The organism is Siminovitchia sediminis, from assembly GCF_042680885.1.
GTDB lineage: Bacteria > Bacillota > Bacilli > Bacillales > Bacillaceae_C > Siminovitchia > Siminovitchia sediminis.
This window is the reverse complement of sequence record NZ_JBHUEO010000005.1, coordinates 289,523-313,417: the sequence shown is the minus strand read 5'-3', so window position 1 is coordinate 313,417 and position 23,895 is coordinate 289,523. Positions and strand designations below refer to the sequence as shown.

Here is a 23,895-nt window from a genome sequence, read left to right as displayed (position 1 = left end):
AACTGTCCGTTACCCTTATCCGCAAATAAATGCCTGCATTGCATTCCTCCTTTGAAAGGAGCGGGCATGCTATGAAAAAACTGCTCTGTTCCTTCTAACTATGCAAACTCCCTTTTAACCAGGCACGCGGCCGGTATGGCCCTATCGGGACTTGAATTAAGCAGGTTCTTCCCTGCAAAGCAATCCTGTAAAATTCATCGCAATGGACCGCATCAAAGCCCAGCAGCGGGTGCCCTCCCATCCCCAAGGCACATGCGGCCAAGAGCATACGCTGTACAAGAATACCCGCTTCCATTTGTTGAATGCGATAACCCCTATATCCTAATGCTTCTTTAAGGTGGTCCCTTTCTCCAGCGACATGCATACAAATAGGAACCTGATACATATTCACAGTAGGCATTGTTAGTCCATTTTGTAAAAACTCCCGGTAATCCCCTTTGTTTATCCTATGCAGTGTATGCGTGCTATTGCTGTAAGAGTATGCACCATCCGGAACTCCCTCTGCGTGATAAAAACTGCCATACAAAGAAACACGGGTCTCGATATTCCCATCAGTTTCGTCGAGGTCATTCCAATACCGGAAAGAAAATGTTTCTTTCAACAATGTGGAGAGTTGTGCTTGACTCACTTTGTCTATTACAAAATCTATATCAGGTGAATGCCGTTCTCTACAAACGGATGCAAGATCATACGAAAAGCTTTCCGTAAATGGCAGAAAGATTATTTCCGGACCTGAAACTGCAGGCTTTTTATTTTTTCTAACCTTCACGAATGACTTTGTTGTTTCGATCAAGGATGCTTCATTCAATTTCCTCAGCATCGGATAATCAATAACTCTCTTTGAACGGTTATAGGTACCATGTTTCAATATTGGAACTTCCTGGCACAGTTCGTCGGAAGAAGTACATTCCACTATGCGATAATCGGGTTCGGCACAATCGCTCGATTGATTCACAGATAATGGGATTACCGCATACACACTTTCATCTTGCTCAGACAACCCCAGCAAATGGTTGACCGCCCGATCAAGAAACTGGTAGCACACCTGTGCAGAGAATCCCATCCGATTGCCCACTTCCAACGATTGCCCGATGACCACACCAGCGTCAAGCCCTTGAAGCCTGTATGAAAAGTTATTGTATTTATAAAAATTTTTCCAAAAAACCGTCGAGACAAAAACAGCGCAATCATAGTCAGACATAGGATAGCCAGTTTTAAGACTTCTGGATAAGTAGGTATCGTAGTTTCCTTCTCGTACCAATATGAGCCGGTGGTGCGCGGCATCATAATGGTAAATTCCGTCCGGAGCTTCTTCCAGCTTTATATACACGTATAATTCATTGGGATACAGTGCCCCTCCAGAGGGGACAAACCTGCGCATCAACTGTGCTCTTTCTTCATCAAAAGCGGAATGGGAGTATTGAGTAAGCCCGTATACGAACCAAAGGAAATGTCCCAGCTCCTCCAGGCTGGGCTTAAGATGTTCTTCCCTTCTCTCAAGTGTGAATGGCACATCTGCATTTAGCGGAATTTCCGGCAGTCCCCTGTACAGTTTATAGGGCAGCGGTGCATCTTCCCAGTCCACCTGCCAATCAGGCGGAGAGATTTTTTCCGTGTTAAAATGCAGATCGTGCAGAAATGTTTCCAGCTCCACTCTTTAGCCTCCTACTCTGACGTTATGGGAACGGATGAGGATGCGGATTCAGCTGTTCGTATGATAACGGTGTTTTTGCAAATCCCAGTTGTTTTGGTACAGTGAGTACCCTCTCCAGCCCTTTCACACGCGTAAGGTGATGGCCAAAGGTCATTGGCAACATGCCGGGAATCAATACCTTTACACAAAATAACCCGTTTCGTTTCGTAATAGGTGATGTTTGGTCCACGACAATTATTTCCAGGTTTAACCGCCGGAACCGTTCAAGAATATCCTGCAGGTCATCCTTCAAATCGGTATGTACCGGCGGCTGCTTAAATTCCTCGGCGAATGTACGTAAAGGACGTTCATGATGCAATAAAAAGTTCAGACGTTCCTCTGCTTCCTGAAGACCGTACAACAGGCCATGGTCCTCCATATTACGAACAGCGAAAGGATCCTTCAGCATCCCTGCGTATTTCTGCCTGTTTTCCTCCAGTTTTTCGTCTTGCCCGGACATCATTCCGGCGAGCTCGTAAATCGTACTTTTTACTGCACTTACAGGGTCAGGGTTTGCTCCGGCTGCACAAATAAGATTTAATCCCTTGGATCTTCTGTTTTTGGCCACTCCCCAAATACTTGGAATCCCATGTTCCATCGTTGAATTATAAAGATAAAGATCATATCCCATTACCTCACGTACCCGATCCACCATCAACTGTAATTCCTTGTCGCCGGCAGAGCTTAGGTCAAGGCCGGGAAGCGGCAGCTGAGCATACCAGGTTAACAAAAATGAGTCTCTCTCGACAACTTCCAGAATGGCATGGAAAATCGCTTCCTCTATACTTCCCCCCAATGCACATCCATTTGAGGTTTCATAAACAAAACCCTCTCCGTGTCCCAAACTATAATAGGCGAGTAACTCTGGAACCAAAACGGGCCGTTCGTGTAAAAACGAGTAACCCCACACCCAATTCATTGGGGTATCGGGATGAAATGGTTTAAACGGAAAATGCGGCTTTTTATATTGCTCCTTGTCGTGTAAACCAACCCTTGCCGGATGTAATGCCTGGCTTTCTAACCGATGATAGCTGTCACGGACTATGGTCTTTTTACCTCGTGGCCCGATCCCGCAATATCTTTCCAAACCTTCCAGAATGGCGGTCAACTCACTCATCTCATAAGAATTAGACCTTCCTGCCACTCCTTCATCTGCTCCAAACAGCGGCATGTTGACGATAATATCAGCAAACGGCAGCGTGTAATCCTGTACTTTTCCATTCATGACCCCTGTACGTTCATCAAGATAATCTTTGGCTAACACTGTTTTTAAATCGTTCATTGAACGGCAGCGATAGCTATCAGCAGTCAGTTTAGGACTTGATTCTAACCGAATGTGAGCTAAATCAGGCGCGTCATCAGGTAAATCACTGCATATTGGACAATGAGGGACAGGCAAGAAAACGTGACTTGAATTCGTCAGCGTTTTCAGGTTAGTAATAAAAAGCTTTTCTTCCAGGTTACTGGGGTGTCCCTGCAGAATCCTGTGCACTTCGTTGCATATGAATGCTGCCATTTGCGACAGTCCCGGTCGTGACGCCCATGCATCCCGCCTAACCCCTTCTCCTTCCGCCAATCTTATTTGAAACTCCCACATTTCCCTGCTGTCTGTTCCAGCTATTATTCGCCGCAGGTCAGCACAGTGAGAACATCCCGTGGTATTGGGTCTTACGAATGGACCAACAATTCCTTCCCCAAACGATACGAAACCGCGGAGCCACGGGATGCCTGTGGTTCTAAATCTTTCTTCCGCTTTTTGATGGACCGACGGATGCCAGCCGTCGTGCAGTACCAGAGCAAGTTTTGAATTTTCGGAAACCCCTTCTAATAAACTTTGACGCTTCACGGCATAACTGGTGGACAATTGATCATGGACAAAATCTGCTAATAATCCCTGTCCGGCAATGAGTATGTGAGCAGTCACGACCATTCCCCCTCTCGTACCTGTACACCAAACACCCCAGCCATCTCCTGTTTTAAAAAAGGTTCGAATGAAAGGTCATAAACGAACATCCGTTTATGGTTTTGTTTCAAGATTTGAAAGGAAGATTGTAACAGGTCAAATGGTGTCCATTCATCAGAAGAGGGAACATCCAGTTTGCTTTCGGTATTTTTGAGAAAAACTGCAGACTCCATCTCTAGTTTTATGATAGAATTCTCATCGCTTTGAGAATCTAAAAGGGCTTGCTTCAATGCATTTTGAAGGGCCAACGTTGCATTTAAACCTGTACTTAAATACCAACTTCCATTCGTTCTTACTCCTGCCACAGGGAAACCAAAAATCCCCTCTTGCCGGCCAATCGCCGGTATACCGTTCAAGGCGGTCAGGGCATCTATATAAAATCTGCATGATTTGTCCTTAACAGATCCTATCTGCATAGGAATGATCGTATTGGGTTGTTCCATATTTCTTTTTCTTAATTTTTCATTTAAATAAACTTGCAGTCCCCGACAAACCGCCTCTTCGATTGTTTCCCCGGCACCGATTCCTATAAATCCCTCCATATGGTTCACGCTGATCTGAGAATGAATCATTTGTGAAACATACATTTCAATTCCGGTCAGACCCGCCTCTCTTTTTGCTTCCTCATGTGTCAAACCTGCACAAACAACTTCCGGCAACAGCTCTGCCGGTCCTTCGGACAGTGGGTCAACCGCTTGAACAAAGCACTGTGCAAGCGGCAGCTGTATCAAATTTCGTTCCTCCCATGTATGAAAAATGCCAGTTTTATCGGAAGTTAAACGACTGAAATATTCCAGGAGGATTCTCGGGTGTTTAGGCCGGTTACCGCTTGGGGAATCCTGTTTAAGCCTTACATCAAGATTCTTAACCAGATTGGGTGTAAAACTTGTTGAAGTGACCAGCGGATGTGTAATGAATGAAAACCAATCACCCTCCAGCGTTTCAAGATCAAGCAGATATATTTGATTACTTTGATTTGAATCGGCAATCCCCGTTGCATTTTTAAACAATTCAAAGGCGGCGACATTCGCCAGAATCGATCCTGATGTTGAAGAGTAAGGCTGAGGCCGCTTTTTCGATTGCAATGCAGACCGATGGATCCTGCGCCATGCAGATTCCCAGCACCCTTCTGATTCTGGATGAAATAAGGGACCGGCAATCCCCACTTGCTGGAAACATATGGCGGGTATAAATGACTTCCTTTCTTCTTTACAAACTTGGTTAAGCATCTTTAACTCATGTATATGGCCATCCTGTGAGACATACAAAATCCAATCATAGGGGTGCACAGCTTCTTTCCAAAAACTTCTTCCCTCCCCTTTTCGAAATTGGATCTCAGTTAACTCTACATCTGGATCCGACTTGCTGGCATTCTGCACGAGTTCACTCAGGCGCGGGCGATTCGTAGGAATGGAATCTGTTATCATCACATGTATTCTGGTCAGTCCTGATTCGATGAATGCCGAAGCCAATGAAAGGAGAAAGGGTCCCGAACCTACGGCAAGAACATTAGCCTGACGAAATAGTTGAAAACGATACGCACCGGAATTCGCAAAATTTTCTATAAATTCAATTTGCGAGGCATATTGTTTAAGAACGGAACGATTTAATTGATGGGGAGTGTCTTTGCTGATGTCCCGGACGAAGCCATTTTCGTAAAGTGTTTCTCCAATTTCATACACTCTCTTCCTGTATGGTGCCGTTAATCCCTTTGTCAAATCTTCCATTGTATTCTCGCCGTCAAACATCGGTATCAATCTTTCAATCCATTGATAAATCGTACTGCCTTCCATTCGAAATGAACTCGAATTATTCCGAAAATACACACCACCCTTTGAGTCCGGGAGGAAAAATGTATCCCTTTTTACCTTCAGACGTGTGGACGGGTTAAGTATAGACATTCAGCTCCTCCTTATTTCTCATCATTCCGATTTCCCCTAATCATTTTATGTACTCTTGGCTGTCCAGTATGATAAACAAGAAAAGAAACGCCCTGCACCAGATCATGCAGAGCCATTTCTTTTCAAACCAGCCATTTTTCTCTTTTTTAAATAAAGAATCCTCCAAAACCGCCAAAACAACTAAAACAACCGCCACAGCGGAAACAGCCGCCACAACGGAAACACCCGCCACAATGGAAACAGCCACCACAACGGCCACAACGCCTGCTGTCAAACTCAACCGGAACTTGGCTCTGATAATTCATAGGAATTAGCTCACCTACATGATAATCATCCATTTCCAACCCTTGTAAGTCGTTTTGAAAGTATTGCACTTTGGTCCTCCCCTTTGTATTTGTTCAACAGGGCAAACTGACACCCGATAAGAGAGTTGAATTCTTTGTCATTAAAAACGTCAGCTCTCCTCAACACAATATGATCGATTTAGGTGGCTGTTACTGATGTAAAAGCCTATTTCAATTCAAAGATATTTTCTGAATGAAGGAACAATGGGTATCTCTTAAATGTAACCCCTGCCTCTTCAGGACTTAAAATTAATGGCCCGGCACTATAACAAATTTCATTTGTCCAACAGTAAAAATAGGGAGCTCCAACCATTGAAAGGGATCTGATAACCTGATGAAACGGAAAAAGCCGTGAATTATTAAAATCGAAGCGATCTGAGGCTCCAATGGTAAAAGAGATTTCATACTTTATTTGTATCTCTAAGGGATCAAACAAAAAAATCCGGTTCTTGTCTTTTAGACAAGAACCGGATCGTAAACTTTAGCGTTCTGGGACCTCCAATATAATCATATCTGCTCCAACGGTACGAATATTTCTCCAGGGAACCCTGATTTCCCCGCTGTTCTTTCGGATCCATTTACCAGTCGGGATAATCAAATGATGGATTTCACCCGTATGGGTATTAATCTCCAAATCTGTCTGGCCCAAAACACCCATTCTTTCAGCTTTTTTGAAATCAACAATTTCTTTTCCACCCAGTTCGCTTAATCTCATGTTTCTCCCCCTTCTCCCACTATTATTACAATATATATGGGCGTTTCCATTTTTAGAAGGGAGAAATGGAGAGCTTGGTCAACTGGTCTGCAATAACATTTTTTCCTTGGGGCTGATTAAAGCAAGTGTATAATCCTTAGTGAAAATACGAAGAGCCATATTATTTACACTGTGAATATCGACCCGGTCAATGTCGTCCAAGATTTCATCCAGCGTTTTATGCTTTTTTAACAACAGCTCGTTTCTTCCGTTTCTGCTCATACGGCTGTTCGTGCTTTCCAGGCCCAGCATTAAATTTCCTTTAAGCTGTTCTTTGCTATTTTTTAATTCTTTTTCTGAAATTCCATCTTGCTTTAATTGTTCAAGGGTTTGTTGAATGGTTTCAAACAGGTCATCGACCTGTTCCGCCCCAGTCCCGCCGTATACGGTTACCATGCCGCTGTCCTTATAGGAGGAATGGTAAGAAAATACGGAGTAGGCCAACCCTCTTTCCTCCCGGACTTCTTGAAAGAGCCGCGACGACATACTGCCGCCAAAAATATTATTCATGACAATCAAACTGTATATATCAGAATTTCCGATAGGCAACCCCTCGAAGCCCATACACAAATGAGCTTGCTCCGTATCTTTTTGCCTGGAAATATGGTTTTTTTGAAAGACGGGTTTTGATTCGGCCTGCGGTCTCCCTTTTCTTTCAAAAGAGCCAAAAAGACGTTCTACTTCATGAAGAATAGATTCTTCTAAATTACCTGCAATAGAAACAACAACTTTATCAGGTGTGTACATGTCTTCTACATATTCACGAAGCAGATCTCCTGTAAAGGATGACAATGTTTCTTCTGTCCCAAGTATGGGATAACCAAGGGGATGTTTTTCATATGCTGCCTTACTGAGCAAGTCGTGAACAATATCATCTGGTGTATCTTCATACATTTTAATTTCTTCAAAGACAACATTTTTTTCTTTGTTTAGTTCTTCTTCTGCAAAGGTGGAATGAAAGAACATATCGGCCAATGTTTCCAAAGCATAGGTGGAGTGGTTATCAAGAACCTTGGCATAGTAACAAGTATATTCTTTCGATGTAAAAGCATTCACCTGCCCGCCGATCGAATCAAAGGCTTCAGCAAGCTCCTTGGCGTTACGTGTCTCTGTTCCTTTAAAAAACATATGCTCGAGAAAATGTGAAATACCGTTATTCACCGGATTTTCATCACGTGAGCCGGTTCCCACCCAGATGCCGATAGCAACTGAGCGGACAGAAGGGATTTTCTCAAGTACAACTCTAACTCCATTTTGGCAAGTATATTTTTTTATCACTGAAGTTCCTCCTGTTCATGGTGAAAAGAAAAGCGCAGGGCGACGTTTAGCGACGTACAGACTGTAGTGCCTCCGACGGGATAAAAGAAACTCGGCGACGAAAGGAGCCGATGTTGACTTATCGCAGGAGGAAGCGCGAAGTCTGCTAGTTGCTGAAGCCCGTAGCTGGACAACAGAAAAACAGAAAAGCGCAGGCGTCTTGCTCAGCCCCGAAGCATAAGACGGGTGCTGACGAAGGCACAGGTTGCCTTCAGAAGCGGCTGGTCGGCTGCTACGGGCGACTAAGCGCCGGAGACAAAATCAGTGAAGGCGGGTTTGCCTTCAGTGAATTTTTTGAAGCGGCCTCGAGTCCCTGCCCTAACCTTTGATTGCTGAAAACTGCTAATTCTGGAAAACGGCCTATGGTTCCAATTTAATCATGTACTCTTCATCCATTAGCTTGGAAACTGAGCCGATTTTTAAATTTCTTTCCTTTATTTGTCCAATAAGTGAATCAAGTGCTTTTTCGGTTGAATCCGTCGGGTGCATTAAGATCATTGCACCGGGATGAATTTTTGACATTACCCGTTCCAAAATTGTTTCAGGTGAAGGCTTTTGCCAATCAATTGTATCTACAGTCCACAAAACGGTACTCATCCCTAACTCACTGGCAACAAAGACAGTTTGATCATTAAAGCCGCCGCTCGGAGGTCCAAACCAGACCGGCTTTTCTCCTGTTGTTGCCTCAATAATTTCATTGGTCTTTACGAGTTCTTCACGCGCTTGGGCCGCTCCAAGCCTTTCCATTTTCGGGTGGCTGTATGAATGATTTCCCAGCTCATGACCGTCTGAAGCTATCATTTGGGCAAGATCGGGATTTTCCTTTACCCAGCGGCCTTCTAAAAAGAAAGTCGCCTGTACATGATGCTTCTTCAATGTGGCCAGCATATCTGGTAAGTATTCGTTTCCCCACGCTACATTGATTAAGAAACCGATCATCGGCTTGTCAGGATGACCGCGATAGATGGGAGCCGGGGGCAAGTCTTTCAAATGAGTACTTGGCGGAATTTGCTTAAAAACAAGCTTGCGGCTGTCAAATTTTCCGTCCTTCATTTTGTTATAGGAAGCCTTGACATCTACTTTAATTCCATTATATCCCGGCATTGCCTTCCATACTCTGTCTATTTTTGCATCTTGAGGAGGCGCGTCATAATGTTTTGCGGCCTCCAATATTTGCTCATATAGATCATCAGGTTTGGCATTCACTGGAAATGAATCATGCACTAAATCATTTAAATAAGTTGTTGTATAGGGATTGTTGACAATCAATATTGCTAGAATAGCAATAAGCCCCATTCCTAGCAAGTGTTTTGTTTTCATGCCCGTCCATTCCCCCTTCACATGATTCTATGAAACGAGCGGGCATGGTAGAACTGCACTGAAACGTACACTGGTTCATGTATACATGAAAAAAGCCAGGGTTACCTGGCTTTTGGGCATTATTTCTTTTCTTGGCCCTGTTTTTCTTTATCCTTTTGTTCTTTCAGTACAGCTTTTCTGGAAAGATTTACCCTTCCCTGATTATCAATTTCAACCACTTTTACAAGTATTTCATCACCGATCGAAACTACATCTTCGACCTTATTTACTCTTTCCTCAGCCAATTGAGAAATGTGCACAAGACCATCTTTTCCTGGGAAAATCTCAACAAAAGCACCAAACTTTTCAATGCGCTTTACTTTGCCCAGATACATTTGACCGGCTTCCACTTCACGTACCAAATCTTCAATGATCTTCTTGGCCTGATCATTCATCTTTTCGTCAGCAGATGCAATGAATACAGTGCCGTCTTGTTCAATATCAATTTTTACGCCAGTTTCCTCAATAATTTTATTGATTTGTTTTCCGCTCGGCCCAATAACATCTCTAATCTTATCCGGATTGATATGCATCGTAAGAATTTTGGGCGCATAAGGTGACAGTTGTTTCCTTGGCTTGGAAATAGCTTCACTCATTTTTTCAAGTATATACATACGGCCTTCTTTTGCCTGATACAAAGCTTCTTCGAGTATTTCACGGGATAGTCCCTCAATTTTGATATCCATCTGAAGGGCTGTAATTCCATTCGTCGTTCCAGCCACTTTAAAGTCCATGTCTCCCAGATGGTCTTCCATGCCTTGAATATCCGTTAAAATTGTGTAATGTTCTCCGGATTTAACTAATCCCATCGCAATACCGGCAACAGGTGCTTTAATCGGTACACCTGCATCCATCATGGCCAGCGTACTTGCGCATATACTTGCCTGGGAAGTTGATCCGTTGGATTCCAATACCTCCGATACTAATCGAATGGTATACGGGAATTCTGCCTCGCTTGGAATGACCGGCTCCAGTGCCCGCTCACCAAGTGCGCCATGTCCGATTTCTCTTCGTCCGGGTCCCCGGATTGGACCGGTTTCCCCCACGCTGAAATGCGGGAAGTTATAATGATGCATGAACCTCTTGGATTCCTCGATTCCCAGGCCATCCAAGATTTGAACATCTCCAAGGGCACCCAGTGTACAAATACTGAGAGCCTGTGTTTGGCCTCTGGTAAATAAACCAGACCCATGGGTTCTTGGCAGTAAGTTGATTTCAGAATCGATGGGCCTGATTTCATCGGGCTTTCTTCCATCGGGGCGGATTTTTTCTACTGTGATTAATCGGCGGACTTCTTCTTTAACAAGGCTGTCCAAAATTTGTTTCACTTGTTTAATCAAATCATCATCCGACTCTTCACGTTCGGAAAACCGTTCAATCACTTCGGCTTTTACCTCTTGGATGGCATCTTCTCGCGCATGCTTTTCTTCCACTTGAATGGCTGCAATGAGTGCCTGTTCACACATTGAACGGACTTCCTGCTCCAAATCAGCATCAATCTCAAACAATTCCACTTCTATGTTGTCTTTACCAATTTTCCCGACAATTTCTTCTTGGAAGGCAATCAGCCGCTTGATCTCCTCATGACCATAAATGATGGCTTCCAGCATATCCTCTTCAGATACTTCTTCTGCGCCTGCTTCCACCATGTTTACAGCATCCTTCGTGCCGGCAACGGTTAAGTGAATATCGCTTTTTTCCATTTGTTCAACGGTTGGATTAATAATAAACTCTCCGTCCACGCGGCCGACAATGACACCCGCAATTGGTCCGGCAAACGGAATATCAGACACAGACAGTGCCAAAGATGATCCAAACATGGCTGCCATCTCCGATGAGCAGTCCTGGTCCACACTCATGACCATGCTGACTACTTGCACCTCGTTTCGAAAGCCATCCGGAAACAGCGGACGTATTGGACGGTCAATCAGCCTGCTGGCCAAAATAGCCTTTTCACTTGGACGGCCTTCTCTTTTAATAAAACCGCCGGGGATTTTACCCACTGCATATAGTCTTTCTTCATAGTTTACAGTCAGCGGAAAAAAATCAACTGACTTTGCTTCCTTGGAAGCAGTTGCTGTAGATAAAACAGCTGTATCTCCATATCGGATAAGTGCAGAACCATTTGCTTGCTTTGCCAGTTGACCGATCTCAACGGTCAACTTACGGCCTGCCCAGTCCATGGAAAATATGTTTTTCTCATGGTCCATTACATTACGCCTCTCTTTCTTGATCATGTTATTCATTTAGCTAGTCGTTGAAGGGTGAAAAGCGCTGCCTGTTACGTAACTGAACATTAGACATAGACAGGAGCTTTTCCTATCCATGTCCAATGTTCAGTTCGAATATGCACGGCAAACACTGCCGACGCATTTTCATTGAACTGTGCACAGGCTGCCTGCGCTTTTCACCCTAACAAAAAAGCGGGAATGTATCCCGCTTTTCATTGTACCTTTTCATCTTATCGACGCAGGCCAAGTTTATCAATCAATACACGATAGCGTTGTACATCTTTATTACGCAGGTAAGTCAGTAAATTTCTGCGGCGTCCAACCATTTTCATCAATCCGCGTCTGGAGTGATGGTCTTTTTTATGAACGCGAAGATGGCCGTTCAAATTGTTGATTTCTTCGGTCAATACAGCAATTTGAACTTCAGGAGAACCTGTGTCAGTCTCATGAATTTTGTACTCATTGATAATTTCGTTTTTTCGTTCTTGCGAAATGGACATTTGTCCGTCACCTCCTATTTTTCATCCCCTGTTACCGAGCAGTCGTTGGTGAATCGCACTGCCAAGCAAAGGTTCCTTAATACTGTTATAGAATACAACTTTGCTTAGGAAAAATCAAGTAATTTTATATCCCGCTGAAAATATTTGAGGGAAGTCTCTTTGTCCTTTAGAATTTGCTCTTTCAGCTGATCTAAACCGTTAAATTTCTGTTCATCCCTTATTCTCAAGTGCCACTCTATTATAACTTTTTCCCCATATATGGAACGGTCAAAGTCCATTAAATGAACTTCCACTGACATTTCCACCTTTTCGGGGTCATGGAATGTCGGTTTATAGCCCACATTGCACACTCCATTTTCCCATTGTTGATTGACAAGCAAACGAACGGCATAAACCCCTTTTTTCGGGACGATGTAATCATGACCCAAATGAACATTAGCGGTGGGAAACCCCAGCAGTCGTCCTCGTTTTTCACCGTGAATAACTGTTCCGTTGGTTGTGTAAAATCTTCCCAGCAGACTGGACACCTCATGTACCCGGCCCTCTGCCAAAAGTTCCCTAATCAAAGTCGAGCTGACTTTTTCCCCGTCCTTTTCAAGCTTGGGGACGGTCATCACTTGGAGAGTTCCCTGTGAATGCTCAGAGATGGTGGATACTTTACCTTTTCCAAATTTACCATATGTAAAATCAAAACCCGCCGATACATATCGAACGTTTAAATCAACAAGGTATGTTTGTACGAATTGTTCTGGCAATAAATTGGCGAAAGCGGATGTAAATCTGATGATCAGCATATAGTCGATACCAAGTTCTGAAATATACTTTATTTTATCCTCCAATGGAGTAATATAGTTAACAGAACCTGCCTCCTGGGATAATACGACAGAGGGGTGTGGATCAAATGTCATTACTGCGCTTTTGATTCCATGCTCATCCGCAGCTCTTTTAGCAGCCATAATCACTTTTTTGTGTCCTTTGTGAACTCCGTCAAAAAAACCCAGGGCCGCAGCCAGAGGCGGAAAATCATGTTTTTTATAAGAATGCGGGTGCTGTATATTGATTACTTTCAAGATATGTCACCTGTTTCATACGTTTCTTAATACCTTCACCGGCTTGATCAACCAGTTTTTAACCGGATGTTCCCGATAAATGGCCATCGCTTTTCCTTTATATAAAAGAACGGTTTCGCCGTCTTTCCAATATTCAGGCTTATTTATGACGGCACCATTTCGGACTTTCATCGCTAATGTATCACTAATCTCTATGGAGGGCAAATGTAAAAGCCCGTCCTCCAAAGGTAATATCGCTTCTACAATCTCTCCTTGATCCAACATATGATGGAGCTGGTCAAAAGTCACACAATCTTCTTTTGTAAATGTGGCGGAGGCCGTCCGAACCAAGTCAGACATATGTGCAGGAAAACCTAGCTTTTCCCCTATCATGACAGCCAATGTCCGAATGTACGTTCCTTTGCTGCAACGTACTGAGAATCGGAAAGAATAAAGCCCCTCATGGAAGGAAATGGTATCTTCATGCAAAGTCAGCTGATAAATGTGTACAGTCCTTGTAGGTCTCTCTACCTCAATACCAGCCCTGGCGTACTCATAGAGACGTTTTCCTTTTATTTTAACGGCAGAGTACATCGGCGGTGTTTGCCGGATTTCACCAGTTAAAGAGTCCAGCACTTGTTGTATATCGTGTATATGAAATGCAGCAGGAACGTGCTTTTCTTTTACAATTTCACCGGAAGCATCTTCCGTTGTCGTGGAAAACCCGATCGTTACTTCACCTTCGTACTCTTTTCCTGCATCTGTGATATATTGTGCAATTTTTGTAGCCCGTCCCAGACAAATGGGCAGCACGCCTGTTACTTCAGGATCCAGCGTGCCCGTATGCCCGACTTTTTTCATGCCGAGGAGCCTTCTGATTTTAAAAACACAGTCATGGGATGTCAGGCCTTTCGGTTTCCATAGTGGTAATATTCCTTCCACAGGCTATCTCCTCCTTTGAATGCAAAAACGCTTCTCGTCCTATGGTAAAGCTTGTGGTTTCCAAGGAGGCCGAAATGACGAGATGAAATCCTGGCGATAAACATTGTCATTTACATTTACCTTAAAAAAGGATAGACTCTACTGTCTATCCTCATTTTCGTGAATGTCTTTTAAAAGTTTCTCGATTCTGTCTCCATATTCTACAGATTCATCAAATTCAAAACTGATTTCAGGAGTCTTACGCAATCGGATTCGATGGCCGATTTCCGACCGGATAAACCCGGTGGCTTTTGTTAGACCCTTTAGCGTGTCTTCTTTCTCCTGGTCTGTGCCCAGAACTGATATAAATACGGTTGCCTGCTGCAGGTCCCCCGTGACTTCCACATCCGTTACAGTTACAAATCCTACTCTCGGATCTTTAATTTTCCTGGAGATGATATCTCCCAGTTCCTTCTTCATCTGTTCTCCGACGCGGTTGGCCCGTAAACTCATGTATGACACCTCACATTACAGCCACTCATAATGGGTTCCCCCGATTCTTTCCCATTCCGGAAAAGAATCAAGGAATTCAATTGTCTCCTCAAGCTCACGCTCAGCTCGTTTCCGTGCTGCAGCAACTGTTACAATCGCGATACCGGTACGCTGCCAAACATCTTGGTGAGCAACCTCGGCAATAGAAACATTAAATTTTTGCTTTGCTCTCGTCAACACCCGTTTGACGACTGAGCGCTTATCTTTTAACGATTGGGAATGATAGATCCGAAATTCACATTGAGCGAATCCGATCAACTGCGCTCCACTTCTTCCATGACAAATGCCTCAATGACATCTCCTTCTTTTACGTCATTGAAATTCTTAATGGTAATGCCACACTCATATCCCTGGCTCACTTCTTTGACATCGTCCTTGAATCGTTTTAAATCATCGATTTCACCCTCATAAATGACGATTCCGTCTCTGATCAGGCGAACTCCGCTGTCGCGTGTTATTTTTCCGTCTGTTACATAGGAGCCGGCAATCGTTCCGATTCTGGACACTTTAAATGTCTGTCTTACTTCAGCCTGGCCGATGACTTTTTCCTCATATTCAGGATCCAGCATCCCCTTCATGGCTGCTTCAATCTCTTCGATGGCTTTGTAGATAATGCGGTGAAGGCGAATATCTACCCCTTCAGACTCGGCTGCCCGCTTGGCATTTACATCAGGGCGTACGTTAAAGCCGATTATGATCGCATTGGAAGCAGCAGCCAATGTAATATCAGACTCATTAATTGCTCCAACGCCGGAGTGAATGATTTTAATGTTCACTCCATCTACATCAATTTTTCTTAGAGATGCCGCAAGTGCTTCAGCTGACCCCTGAACATCAGCTTTAATGATGATATTCAGTTCTTTCATTTCACCCTGTTTCATCTGTTCAAAAAGATTATCCAGAGTAACTTTGGAGTTTTCGTTCCTTAGCGCCTGCAACGCCTGTTGGGCACGTGATTCACCAACTTGCCGTGCAGTTTTTTCATCCTCAAATACGACAAACCGATCTCCTGCCTGAGGCACATCGCTTAAACCGGTAATTTCAACTGGCGTGGAAGGAGGCGCCTCTTTTACACGGCGGCCCATGTCATTGACCATTGCACGCACACGGCCAAAGGTATTTCCTGCCACAATGGGGTCTCCCACCCTTAAAGTTCCATCCTGAACGAGCAGTGTAGCGACTGACCCGCGGCCTTTATCCAACTGGGCTTCGATCACTGTTCCCAAAGCCTGCCTATTAGGGCTCGCCTTTAGCTCTTCCACTTCACTCACGAGAAGTATCATTTCGAGCAGTTGATCTATTCCTTCTCCCTGCAGCGCTGAGATAGGTACGAATATTGTGTCTCCGCCCCAATCTTCGGGTACAAGCCCATGCTCTGTCAGTTCCTGCATGACTCGATCCGGATTCGCTGTCGGTTTATCAATTTTATTTACTGCTACAATGATTGGTACTTCAGCAGCCTTGGCATGGTTAATGGCTTCAACCGTTTGTGGCATTACACCATCATCAGCGGCTACAACAAGGATTGTGATATCCGTTACCTTGGCTCCTCTTGCACGCATTGTCGTAAATGCCGCGTGCCCAGGGGTGTCCAGAAATGTAATTTTTTTGCCGCTTGCTTCAATTTGATAAGCACCAATGTGCTGAGTGATTCCGCCGGCCTCGCCAGCTGTCACTTTCGTATGTCTTAAAGAATCGAGAAGAGTGGTTTTACCATGGTCCACGTGGCCCATGATTGTTACTACAGCAGGTCTTTCTACAAGCTCTTCCTCATTGACTTCCTGCTCAAAATAGATTTCCAGGTCTGTTTTATCAATTTGAATCTCTTCTTCAACTTCCACACCATATTCTGCACAAATTAATTCGATCGCATCTTTATCCAACTCCTGATTGATTGTGGCAATCACACCGAGCATAAAGAGTTTTTTAATAATTTCGGATGGTTCTCTGTGGAGCTTTTTAGCAAGTTCCGCTACAGTTAAGGATTCTGTAAATGTGATTTTTTCCGGAAGCTCTTTTTGCTTGGGAGGAGCAGGCTGATGGTGCTGCGGTTTCTGCCGCTGGCGATTTTGGTTCTGTTTCCGATTACGGTTGGGCCCTTTATTTTGACCTTTATTTCCGGCGGCGCCGCGGCCTCCCTTTCCGTTTGGCTTATGTTGTCCGCCGTCATTCCGGTGATTGTTTGTTTTTTGGTTTCGTACGCCCGTATTATTTTGATTTCCTTTTGGCTTACTGTTTTTGTTGGATCCATTCTTACTTTGTGCTGACCGGTTATTTTCATTCTCTGTGTTTTTGGGCAAACGGTTCTCCTGTTTCGGACCCCGGTTTTGCTGTCCCCTACGCTGTGAATGTCCTTTTTCCTTAGGTTGATTGTTAAAAGCATGATCCAGCCTGCCGATTGCATGGCTGTCAATCGCTGACATATGATTGGTCACTTCAATATTCATGCTTTTCAACTTTTCTATAACTTCCTTGCTTGAAGTATTGTGCTTTTTCGCATATTCATATACTCGCATTTTACTCATATGTTCACCCCCGCAATTAATCGTAAAACATCGTTGCCAATTTTTTTGCAAATCCACTATCGATAACAGCCGCTGCCACTCTTGACTCTTTTCCAATGGCCCGTCCCAGCTGCTCCCTGGTCTCTGAATAAACAACAGGGACCCGATAATATTTACATTTATCCAGAACTTTTTTGGACGTGTTTTTGGATGCATCTTTGGCAAGTATCACAAGTTTCGCTCTCCCGTTTCTCACTTCTTTGATAACCAATTCTTCACCGGAAATAACCTTGCGCGCACGATTGGCCAGGCCGAGCAGCGACACCCACTTTTCATTTGTCATTTTTATTCGTTTCCACCAGTGCCAGCAATTCATCATAAATGTTATCATGTATCTCGGCCTGCAAATGATTTTCGAGTACTTTTTTATTTTTTGCCGCTAAGATGGCATCCTTATCTATGGAAAGGTAAGCGCCCCGACCGGATTTCTTCCCGGTCAAGTCTACCGAGACTTCTCCCTCTTTGGAACGGACAATCCGGATCATTTCTTTCTTAGGCTTCATTTCACCGGTGGCTACACACTTTCGCATTGGAATTTTTCTTTGTTTTGCCATCTGCTTCACCCCTATTCGATTTCTTCTTCTGTTAAATCGAATGTTTCATCCATTTCATCTTCATTAAAATCAAAAAGCTCATCTCTTGGATAAAGTCCGGCTTCACGGGCATCCGTTTCACTTTTGATATCAATTTTCCAGCCGGTCAACTTTGCTGCCAGGCGAGCATTTTGTCCCCGCTTTCCAATGGCAAGAGAAAGCTGGTAATCCGGGACAACGACCGTCGTCGCTTTCTCCTCTTCACTGACGATCACATCCAGAACTTTTGAGGGGCTTAAAGCATTGGCGACAAATTCAACCGGATCCGAAGACCATTCAACAATATCAATTTTTTCACCTTTAAGTTCATCGACAACTGCCTGAACTCTTGCCCCTTTTGGCCCGACACATGCACCGACCGGATCAATATCCTCATGGTCGGTGAAAACAGATATTTTGGAGCGGTCACCGGCTTCTCTTGCAACCGATTTGATTTCAACTGTCCCATCGTATATTTCAGGAACCTCTATTTCAAATAATCTCTTTAACAGCCCCGGATGGGTTCTTGAAACAAATATTTGCGGGCCCTTTGTGGTTTTTTCCACTTTTGTCAAGTATACTTTAATTCTGTCATGCGGCTTGTAGGTTTCAGTGGACATTTGTTCACTTTGAGGGAGAAGCGCCTCGATTTTACCCAGGCTTACATAAATGAAGCGGGAATCCTGCCGTTGAACAATACCTGTCATGATATCATCTTCCCGATCGATAAATTCTGAATAAATAATCCCGCGTTCCGCCTCTCTTACACGCTGGGTTACCACTTGTTTGGCCGTTTGGGCCGCAATCCTCCCAAACTCCTTCGGAGTAACTTCCAGCTCGACCATATCACCAGGCTCATAGGAAGGGTTGATGGATCTTGCTTCATCAATTGAAATTTCCAATCTGGAGTCAAATACTTCATCAACCACTTCTTTTCTGGCAAAAACCCTCATCGTCCCGGTTTCCAAATTCATATCCACACGTACATTCTGCGCTTGATTAAAGTTTCTTTTATATGCAGAAACAAGTGCAGCTTCAATCGCTTCAATCAATACATCCCGGGAAATTCCTTTTTCCTTTTCCAATAAAACGAGAGCATCCAATAATTCTGAGCTCATGACCATGTCCTCCCCTTTTTCAATCATTCTCCTGTACTGTTTAAAAAACGACGGCTAAACGGGCTTTTGCCACTTTGTTATATGGAATTTCAATTGTTTTGGTCCGGGTTTTGATCTTCACGTCGATTTTTAACGTTTCTCCATTAAACTCTGTCAGTTTGCCTTCAAATTCTTTCTCGCCTTCGACCGGCTCATATGTTTTAATATTCACTTGCTTTCCAACAGCTTTTGTAAAATCCTGAGCTTTTTTCAATGGCCTTTCGGCACCAGGTGATGAGACTTCAAGAAAGTAATTGTGTGGAATGGGATCCATTTCATCGAGCTTCTCTCCAAGCCGTTCACTGACAATGCCGCACTCCTCGATATCTACACCGTTTTCCTTATCGATGAAAAGCCGAAGATACCAGTTTTTCCCCTCTTTTACATATTCAATGTCCACTAGCTCCAACTGCAAATCATCGAGGATCGGAACTGCCAGCTCTTCCACAATGTCTGTCACTTTACTCATAAAAACCTCCAAAATATAGAGTTTCTTGTTCATTTCCGTATATTTATCCGCAACAATACGAAAGAGTGGGGGGCACCCACTCTTTTTGCGCAGAGGTTATTCATAGTATTTCCAATAAAAATATACCATAACCATTTATTGTTTGCAAATCACTGGCAGCGTGAGAAGGTGAAGATGTCTTAAAAGAGAGACAGCTGGTTTTGTTCAGGAAGTGACTCGAGACAGCCCTGCTGATCCAAATACTCAATTACCGTCTTAGATACTTTCCCCCGTTTTTGGAGGTCTTCTTTGGAAAGGAATTCTCCCTCTTCCCGCGCTTTAACGATATTGATTGCAGCATTGGTGCCCAGGCCGGGTATGGCATTAAACGGCGGAATCAAAGAGTCACCGTCAATAAGGAATTCAGTGGCACTGGAACGGTACAAATCTACACGCTGAAATTTATATTTTCGCTCGCACATTTCCAAAGCCAGTTCCAACACAGTCAATAGATTTTTCTCCTTCGGTGTGGCATCCAGGCCTTTGGCATTAATTTCTTCAATTTTGGACCGGATGGCCTGTGATCCCCGAACCATCGTTTCCAGATCAAAATCTTCGGCTCTGACTGTAAAGTAAGACGCATAGTACAAAAGCGGATGGTGCACCTTAAAATAAGCTATACGCACTGCCATAAGTACATACGCTGTAGCGTGCGCCTTAGGAAACATGTACTTTATTTTTTTACATGAATCGATATACCATTCCGGCACATTGTTCCTGCGCATCTCTTCCTCCCATTCAGGCGTCAGGCCTCTTCCTTTCCTGACAGATTCCATAATTTTAAAGGAAAGAGATGGTTCAATCCCCTGGTAAATCAAATATACCATAATATCATCCCGGCATCCGATCACTTCCGACAATGTACAGGTTCCCGAACGGATCAGTTCCTGCGCATTTCCGAGCCATACATCCGTCCCGTGTGAAAGGCCGGAAATTTGGACAAGCTCGGAAAACGTCGTAGGCTTCGTATCTTCCAGCATTTGCCTGACAAATCGAGTACCGAATTCAGGTATTCCCAGTGTTCCGGTTTTACACATTATTTGCTCTTCCGTTACACCAAGGGACTCTGTACCGCTAAAAATCTTCATAACTTCAGGGTCATCGATCGGAAGGGTTTTAGGGTCGATTCCGCTCAATTCTTGCAGCATGCGTATAACTGTCGGATCATCGTGGCCGAGAATATCTAATTTTAACAGATTGCTATCGATGGAATGGAAATCAAAATGTGTTGTCCTCCATTCAGAAGACGTATCATCAGCAGGATACTGTATCGGAGTAAAATCAAATATCTCCATATGGGACGGTACAACAATAATACCGCCGGGATGTTGCCCGGTTGTTCTTTTAACTCCTGTACATCCCTGTACAAGCCGGTCCACTTCCGCATTGCGCATCATGAGATTGTGGTCCTGTTCATATCCTCTGACATATCCGTATGCTGTTTTTTCAGCTACAGTACCGATTGTACCTGCACGATACACATAATCTTCACCAAACAATTCTTTTGTATAATTATGGGCAATCGGCTGATAATCCCCAGAGAAGTTCAGGTCAATATCCGGAACTTTGTCTCCCTTAAACCCAAGGAATGTTTCAAACGGGATGTCATGGCCATCCTTTTTATATTCCACTCCGCATTTTTCACAATTTTTGTCCGGAAGGTCAAAACCTGAACCAACGGACCCGTCATCAAAAAACTCGGAATGCTTGCATTCCGGACAGACATAGTGCGGCGGAAGCGGATTAACCTCGGTAATTTCGGTCATGGTCGCTACAAATGAAGAACCCACGGATCCTCTGGAACCTACCAAGTACCCATCTGTTAATGATTTTTTTACTAGTTTATGAGAGATCAGATAAATAACTGCAAACCCATGTCCGATAATACTGGCCAATTCTTTTTCAAGACGCGCTTCCACGATTTCCGGAAGTTCCTCCCCATAGATTGATTTCGCCCTTTCGTAGCTCATGGACCGGATTTCTTCCTCGGCTCCATCAATTTTCGGAGTATACAAATCATCCTTAATCGGTTTGACATCACTGATCTTTCCAGCAATTAAATTGCTGTTGCGCACAACGACTTCGTATGCTTTTTCATCCCCCAAAAAGGAAAACTCTTCCAGCATCTCATCGGTTGTTCTAAAATGAACATCCGGCAGATGATGCCGGTTCATCGGATTCGCACCGCCTTGGGAGCGGATGAGAATTTCACGGTAAATTTTATCCTCCTTGTTCATATAATGAACATTTCCGGTAGCGACAACCGGAATGTTGAGGTCCTCTCCCATGCTTACAATATTTTTAATAATGTCTTCAAGGTTTTTCTCATCATTGACCAATTCCATCTCAATGAGAGGAGCATACACCGCTTTTGGATGAATTTCCAGGTAATCATAAAAAGAAGCAGCTTTTTCGGCTTCTGCCCGTCCTTTTTGCATCATGGCTTCAAAGACTTCACCTTTATCACACCCGGAACCAACCAAAATTCCTTCCCGGTGTTTCTCCAAAAGTGATCGCGGAATCCGGGGAACGCGATAAAAGTAATTTAAATGGGAATAGGAAACCAATTTATAAAGGTTTTTTAAACCTTCATCATTTTGTGCAAGCAGTGTACAGTGTGAGGGCCTTGCCCGTTTATAGGCATCACCTTGTCCCATGTTATCATTCAATTGATCATGGTATAGGATTTCTCTTTTTCTTGCATCTGCAAGCATTTTTAATAGGATTTTCCCGGTAGCCTCCGCATCATAAATCGCCCGGTGGTGCTGAACGAGTTCAATGTCGAATCTCTTAGCCAAAGTATTCAGCCTGTGGTTTTTAAATTCCGGATACAAGAATCTTCCCAGCTCCAATGTATCAATTACCGGATTATCAATTTTAGGCAAACCAGCCCTCTGATTGCCTGTGTTTAAAAATCCAATGTCAAACGAAGCATTATGGGCGACCAGGATCCCATCACCTATCCAATGATGGAAATCCTGCAGCACCTCTTCTATTTCCGGAGCATTCTCAACCATATCATCTGTAATACCGGTTAATTCTATGGTTGTTGCTGACAGCGGATGATGAGGATTGGCAAATCGCTCGAAACGGTCAACCTCTTCACCGTTCCGGATTTTAACTGCTGCCAATTCAATAATTTTGTCATAGATTGCTGATAGCCCTGTCGTTTCTACGTCAAACACAATATATGTCTCTTCCTCCAAAAACCGATGGGCGCTATTATAAGCAATCGGAACTCCATCATCGACCAGATTGGCTTCGAGTCCATAGATCATTTTCATATCGTTCTTTTTTCCCGCACTGTAGGCTTCAGGAAAAGACTGTACAACTGCATGATCTGTAAGAGCCAACGCGGTATGGCCCCACTTTTTCGCCTGGGCTACATAACTGCTGATAGAGGTCACTGCATCCATTTGGCTCATGGGTGAATGTAAATGAAGTTCAACACGTTTCTCTCCATCAGCATGATCCATTCTTTCCTTTGCCTTCACTTCATTGATATCCTGTGCCATGAGGACAAGTTCCCTGGCAAAGGTGTCATTTTGAACACTTCCCCGTACTCTTGCCCACATGCCTTTTTTAACCAAATTCATCATGGCCGCATCCTCTTGATCTTTTGAGAACATTTTCACGGAGATAGAGTCGGTGTAATCGGTCAGTTTAAACAACAGGAGTGTTCGTCCGCTTCGCAGTTCTCTGGTTTCGGCGGAAAAGATATATCCTTCCACTGTAATCCGGCGCTCTTCATCTACAATATCTTCCAACTTCCGAATGTCTTCATCGTTTTTAATAGCATAACCAATGGTCAGTGGACCGTTTAATTCAACATCGCTGCTGTTTTTCTTCTCTTCTTCCAATTTCTTCATTTCTGCTACGGCTTGACGAGCTCGTTCTTCATCTTCTTTTTGCTTTTCTTCCATAAATCTTTCATATTCTTCTTGTGATTGTTCCGCATTGCCAATTTCAGCTGTCAACATCATAGAAGGAAAACCAAACTTTTGATAGATTTCAGAAATAAACCTTCCGTATTTTTCCTGCAGGGTTCTTGCCTCCATGTCATTTCTGACCGTAACGACCAATTTATTCCCTTGAACTCTTGGCAGTTGGCCTTTCAATAAACCGAGCAGCATGGGAGACATACCCTCAATCTCTTTTAGACAGTCCCGCCAGTAATCAATAACGAGTTCCTCGTTAAACGTTGGATCGGCATAAGATAGAGAAAAGTTCACTTGGGCAATATGCTGGAAGGCCTGCTGGAGCTTTTTGGAAAACATTGTATAGATGCTGCTGGGAATCAGCTTGTCTAATGAAAAATAAAAATGCCATTTTTTATTCGTTTTATCAACCACCAGCTTTTCAATTTGCCCGGACCGTAAATGCACTATATATGCATCATCAGTTAAACCGATCTGCTGGAGTAAAAGTAAAAAGCGTTCTTTTTTTTCGGCGGGATGATCCGTCCTGGACGTCATTTGATTCTCCCCCTCATCTAGTCGATAGGAAATAA

General features: G+C 43.7%; 19 protein-coding genes. All 19 read right to left on the bottom strand.

Annotated elements, in window-relative coordinates; translation table 11 throughout:
* Nucleotides 1-94: 94 nt before the first annotated feature.
* The 19 genes from ACFSCZ_RS04075 to ACFSCZ_RS03985 all read right to left on the bottom strand — a co-directional run bounded on the left by ACFSCZ_RS04075 (nucleotide 95) and on the right by ACFSCZ_RS03985 (nucleotide 23,860).
* Complete coding sequence (locus tag ACFSCZ_RS04075) at nucleotides 95-1,654, bottom strand: SagB family peptide dehydrogenase (RefSeq protein ID WP_380772464.1); 1,560 nt, start codon at nucleotides 1,652-1,654, stop codon at nucleotides 95-97.
* Nucleotides 1,655-1,676: 22 nt separating this feature from the next.
* The gene (locus tag ACFSCZ_RS04070; protein WP_380772463.1) at nucleotides 1,677-3,623 is read right to left on the bottom strand and encodes a TOMM precursor leader peptide-binding protein; all 1,947 of its coding nucleotides are present in this window, start codon (nucleotides 3,621-3,623) and stop codon (nucleotides 1,677-1,679) included.
* Nucleotides 3,614-5,557, bottom strand: coding sequence for a putative thiazole-containing bacteriocin maturation protein (locus ACFSCZ_RS04065; RefSeq protein WP_380772462.1), 1,944 nt, complete (start codon nucleotides 5,555-5,557; stop codon nucleotides 3,614-3,616). Before ACFSCZ_RS04065 ends, ACFSCZ_RS04070 begins: the two co-directional genes overlap by 10 nt.
* 146 nt (nucleotides 5,558-5,703) lie before the next feature.
* Nucleotides 5,704-5,895 carry a heterocycloanthracin/sonorensin family bacteriocin gene (locus tag ACFSCZ_RS04060; RefSeq protein ID WP_380772498.1) on the bottom strand — a complete coding sequence of 64 codons (192 nt, stop codon included), beginning with the start codon at nucleotides 5,893-5,895 and terminating at the stop codon, nucleotides 5,704-5,706.
* Nucleotides 5,896-6,382: 487 nt separating this feature from the next.
* Complete coding sequence (locus tag ACFSCZ_RS04055; protein ID WP_380772461.1) at nucleotides 6,383-6,616, bottom strand: YlmC/YmxH family sporulation protein; 234 nt, start codon at nucleotides 6,614-6,616, stop codon at nucleotides 6,383-6,385.
* Nucleotides 6,617-6,694: 78 nt separating this feature from the next.
* The gene (locus ACFSCZ_RS04050; protein WP_380772460.1) at nucleotides 6,695-7,933 is read right to left on the bottom strand and encodes a M16 family metallopeptidase; all 1,239 of its coding nucleotides are present in this window, start codon (nucleotides 7,931-7,933) and stop codon (nucleotides 6,695-6,697) included.
* Nucleotides 7,934-8,332: 399 nt separating this feature from the next.
* Nucleotides 8,333-9,292 (bottom strand): polysaccharide deacetylase family protein, encoded by a 960-nt coding sequence (locus ACFSCZ_RS04045; protein WP_380772459.1) that lies wholly within the window; start codon nucleotides 9,290-9,292, stop codon nucleotides 8,333-8,335.
* 119 nt (nucleotides 9,293-9,411) lie between these two features.
* Nucleotides 9,412-11,541, bottom strand: coding sequence for a polyribonucleotide nucleotidyltransferase (gene pnp, locus ACFSCZ_RS04040; RefSeq protein ID WP_380772458.1), 2,130 nt, complete (start codon nucleotides 11,539-11,541; stop codon nucleotides 9,412-9,414).
* A gap of 251 nt (nucleotides 11,542-11,792) precedes the next feature.
* On the bottom strand, nucleotides 11,793-12,062 hold the full coding sequence (gene rpsO / locus ACFSCZ_RS04035; protein ID WP_380772457.1) for a 30S ribosomal protein S15: 270 nt from the start codon (nucleotides 12,060-12,062) through the stop codon (nucleotides 11,793-11,795).
* Nucleotides 12,063-12,166: 104 nt separating this feature from the next.
* Complete coding sequence (ribF, locus tag ACFSCZ_RS04030) at nucleotides 12,167-13,132, bottom strand: riboflavin biosynthesis protein RibF (RefSeq protein ID WP_380772456.1); 966 nt, start codon at nucleotides 13,130-13,132, stop codon at nucleotides 12,167-12,169.
* Nucleotides 13,133-13,147: 15 nt separating this feature from the next.
* Complete coding sequence (truB, locus tag ACFSCZ_RS04025) at nucleotides 13,148-14,053, bottom strand: tRNA pseudouridine(55) synthase TruB (protein WP_380772455.1); 906 nt, start codon at nucleotides 14,051-14,053, stop codon at nucleotides 13,148-13,150.
* 138 nt (nucleotides 14,054-14,191) lie between these two features.
* Nucleotides 14,192-14,545: a 30S ribosome-binding factor RbfA gene (rbfA, locus tag ACFSCZ_RS04020; protein ID WP_380772454.1), complete on the bottom strand. Its 354-nt coding sequence runs from the start codon at nucleotides 14,543-14,545 to the stop codon at nucleotides 14,192-14,194.
* A 15-nt stretch (nucleotides 14,546-14,560) separates the two neighbouring features.
* Nucleotides 14,561-14,842, bottom strand: a complete 282-nt coding sequence (locus ACFSCZ_RS04015; RefSeq protein ID WP_380772453.1) for a DUF503 domain-containing protein — start codon at nucleotides 14,840-14,842, stop codon at nucleotides 14,561-14,563.
* Nucleotides 14,839-17,109, bottom strand: coding sequence for a translation initiation factor IF-2 (gene infB, locus ACFSCZ_RS04010; RefSeq protein ID WP_380772452.1), 2,271 nt, complete (start codon nucleotides 17,107-17,109; stop codon nucleotides 14,839-14,841). Before infB ends, ACFSCZ_RS04015 begins: the two co-directional genes overlap by 4 nt.
* Nucleotides 17,110-17,125: 16 nt before the next feature.
* Nucleotides 17,126-17,431 (bottom strand): YlxQ family RNA-binding protein, encoded by a 306-nt coding sequence (locus ACFSCZ_RS04005; protein WP_380772451.1) that lies wholly within the window; start codon nucleotides 17,429-17,431, stop codon nucleotides 17,126-17,128.
* A complete protein-coding gene (rnpM, locus tag ACFSCZ_RS04000; RefSeq protein ID WP_380772450.1) occupies nucleotides 17,421-17,702 on the bottom strand; it encodes an RNase P modulator RnpM in 282 nt (93 codons plus the stop codon). The genes ACFSCZ_RS04005 and rnpM overlap by 11 nt, the downstream gene beginning before the upstream one ends.
* Before the next feature lie 11 nt (nucleotides 17,703-17,713).
* On the bottom strand, nucleotides 17,714-18,838 hold the full coding sequence (nusA, locus tag ACFSCZ_RS03995; protein ID WP_380772449.1) for a transcription termination factor NusA: 1,125 nt from the start codon (nucleotides 18,836-18,838) through the stop codon (nucleotides 17,714-17,716).
* 40 nt (nucleotides 18,839-18,878) lie between these two features.
* Nucleotides 18,879-19,346 (bottom strand): ribosome maturation factor RimP, encoded by a 468-nt coding sequence (gene rimP / locus ACFSCZ_RS03990; RefSeq protein ID WP_380772448.1) that lies wholly within the window; start codon nucleotides 19,344-19,346, stop codon nucleotides 18,879-18,881.
* Between the two features lie 179 nt (nucleotides 19,347-19,525).
* Nucleotides 19,526-23,860 (bottom strand): PolC-type DNA polymerase III, encoded by a 4,335-nt coding sequence (locus tag ACFSCZ_RS03985; RefSeq protein ID WP_380772447.1) that lies wholly within the window; start codon nucleotides 23,858-23,860, stop codon nucleotides 19,526-19,528.
* Nucleotides 23,861-23,895 lie beyond the last annotated feature (35 nt).

What these genes read in the sequence shown, in the direction of transcription:
- ACFSCZ_RS04060 (WP_380772498.1), bottom strand. Translation starts at nt 5,895, where the DNA reads ATGGATGATTATCATGTAGGTGAGCTAATTCCTATGAATTATCAGAGC.
- infB (WP_380772452.1), bottom strand. Translation starts at nt 17,109, where the DNA reads ATGAGTAAAATGCGAGTATATGAATATGCGAAAAAGCACAATACTTCA.
- rnpM (WP_380772450.1), bottom strand. Translation starts at nt 17,702, where the DNA reads ATGGCAAAACAAAGAAAAATTCCAATGCGAAAGTGTGTAGCCACCGGT.
- ACFSCZ_RS03985 (WP_380772447.1), bottom strand. Translation starts at nt 23,860, where the DNA reads ATGACGTCCAGGACGGATCATCCCGCCGAAAAAAAAGAACGCTTTTTA.
- rimP (WP_380772448.1), bottom strand. Translation starts at nt 19,346, where the DNA reads ATGAGTAAAGTGACAGACATTGTGGAAGAGCTGGCAGTTCCGATCCTC.
- rpsO (WP_380772457.1), bottom strand. Translation starts at nt 12,062, where the DNA reads ATGTCCATTTCGCAAGAACGAAAAAACGAAATTATCAATGAGTACAAA.
- ACFSCZ_RS04065 (WP_380772462.1), bottom strand. Translation starts at nt 5,557, where the DNA reads ATGTCTATACTTAACCCGTCCACACGTCTGAAGGTAAAAAGGGATACA.
- ACFSCZ_RS04045 (WP_380772459.1), bottom strand. Translation starts at nt 9,292, where the DNA reads ATGAAAACAAAACACTTGCTAGGAATGGGGCTTATTGCTATTCTAGCA.
- nusA (WP_380772449.1), bottom strand. Translation starts at nt 18,838, where the DNA reads ATGAGCTCAGAATTATTGGATGCTCTCGTTTTATTGGAAAAGGAAAAA.
- pnp (WP_380772458.1), bottom strand. Translation starts at nt 11,541, where the DNA reads ATGGACCATGAGAAAAACATATTTTCCATGGACTGGGCAGGCCGTAAG.
- ACFSCZ_RS04070 (WP_380772463.1), bottom strand. Translation starts at nt 3,623, where the DNA reads ATGGTCGTGACTGCTCACATACTCATTGCCGGACAGGGATTATTAGCA.
- ACFSCZ_RS04055 (WP_380772461.1), bottom strand. Translation starts at nt 6,616, where the DNA reads ATGAGATTAAGCGAACTGGGTGGAAAAGAAATTGTTGATTTCAAAAAA.
- rbfA (WP_380772454.1), bottom strand. Translation starts at nt 14,545, where the DNA reads ATGAGTTTACGGGCCAACCGCGTCGGAGAACAGATGAAGAAGGAACTG.
- ACFSCZ_RS04005 (WP_380772451.1), bottom strand. Translation starts at nt 17,431, where the DNA reads ATGACAAATGAAAAGTGGGTGTCGCTGCTCGGCCTGGCCAATCGTGCG.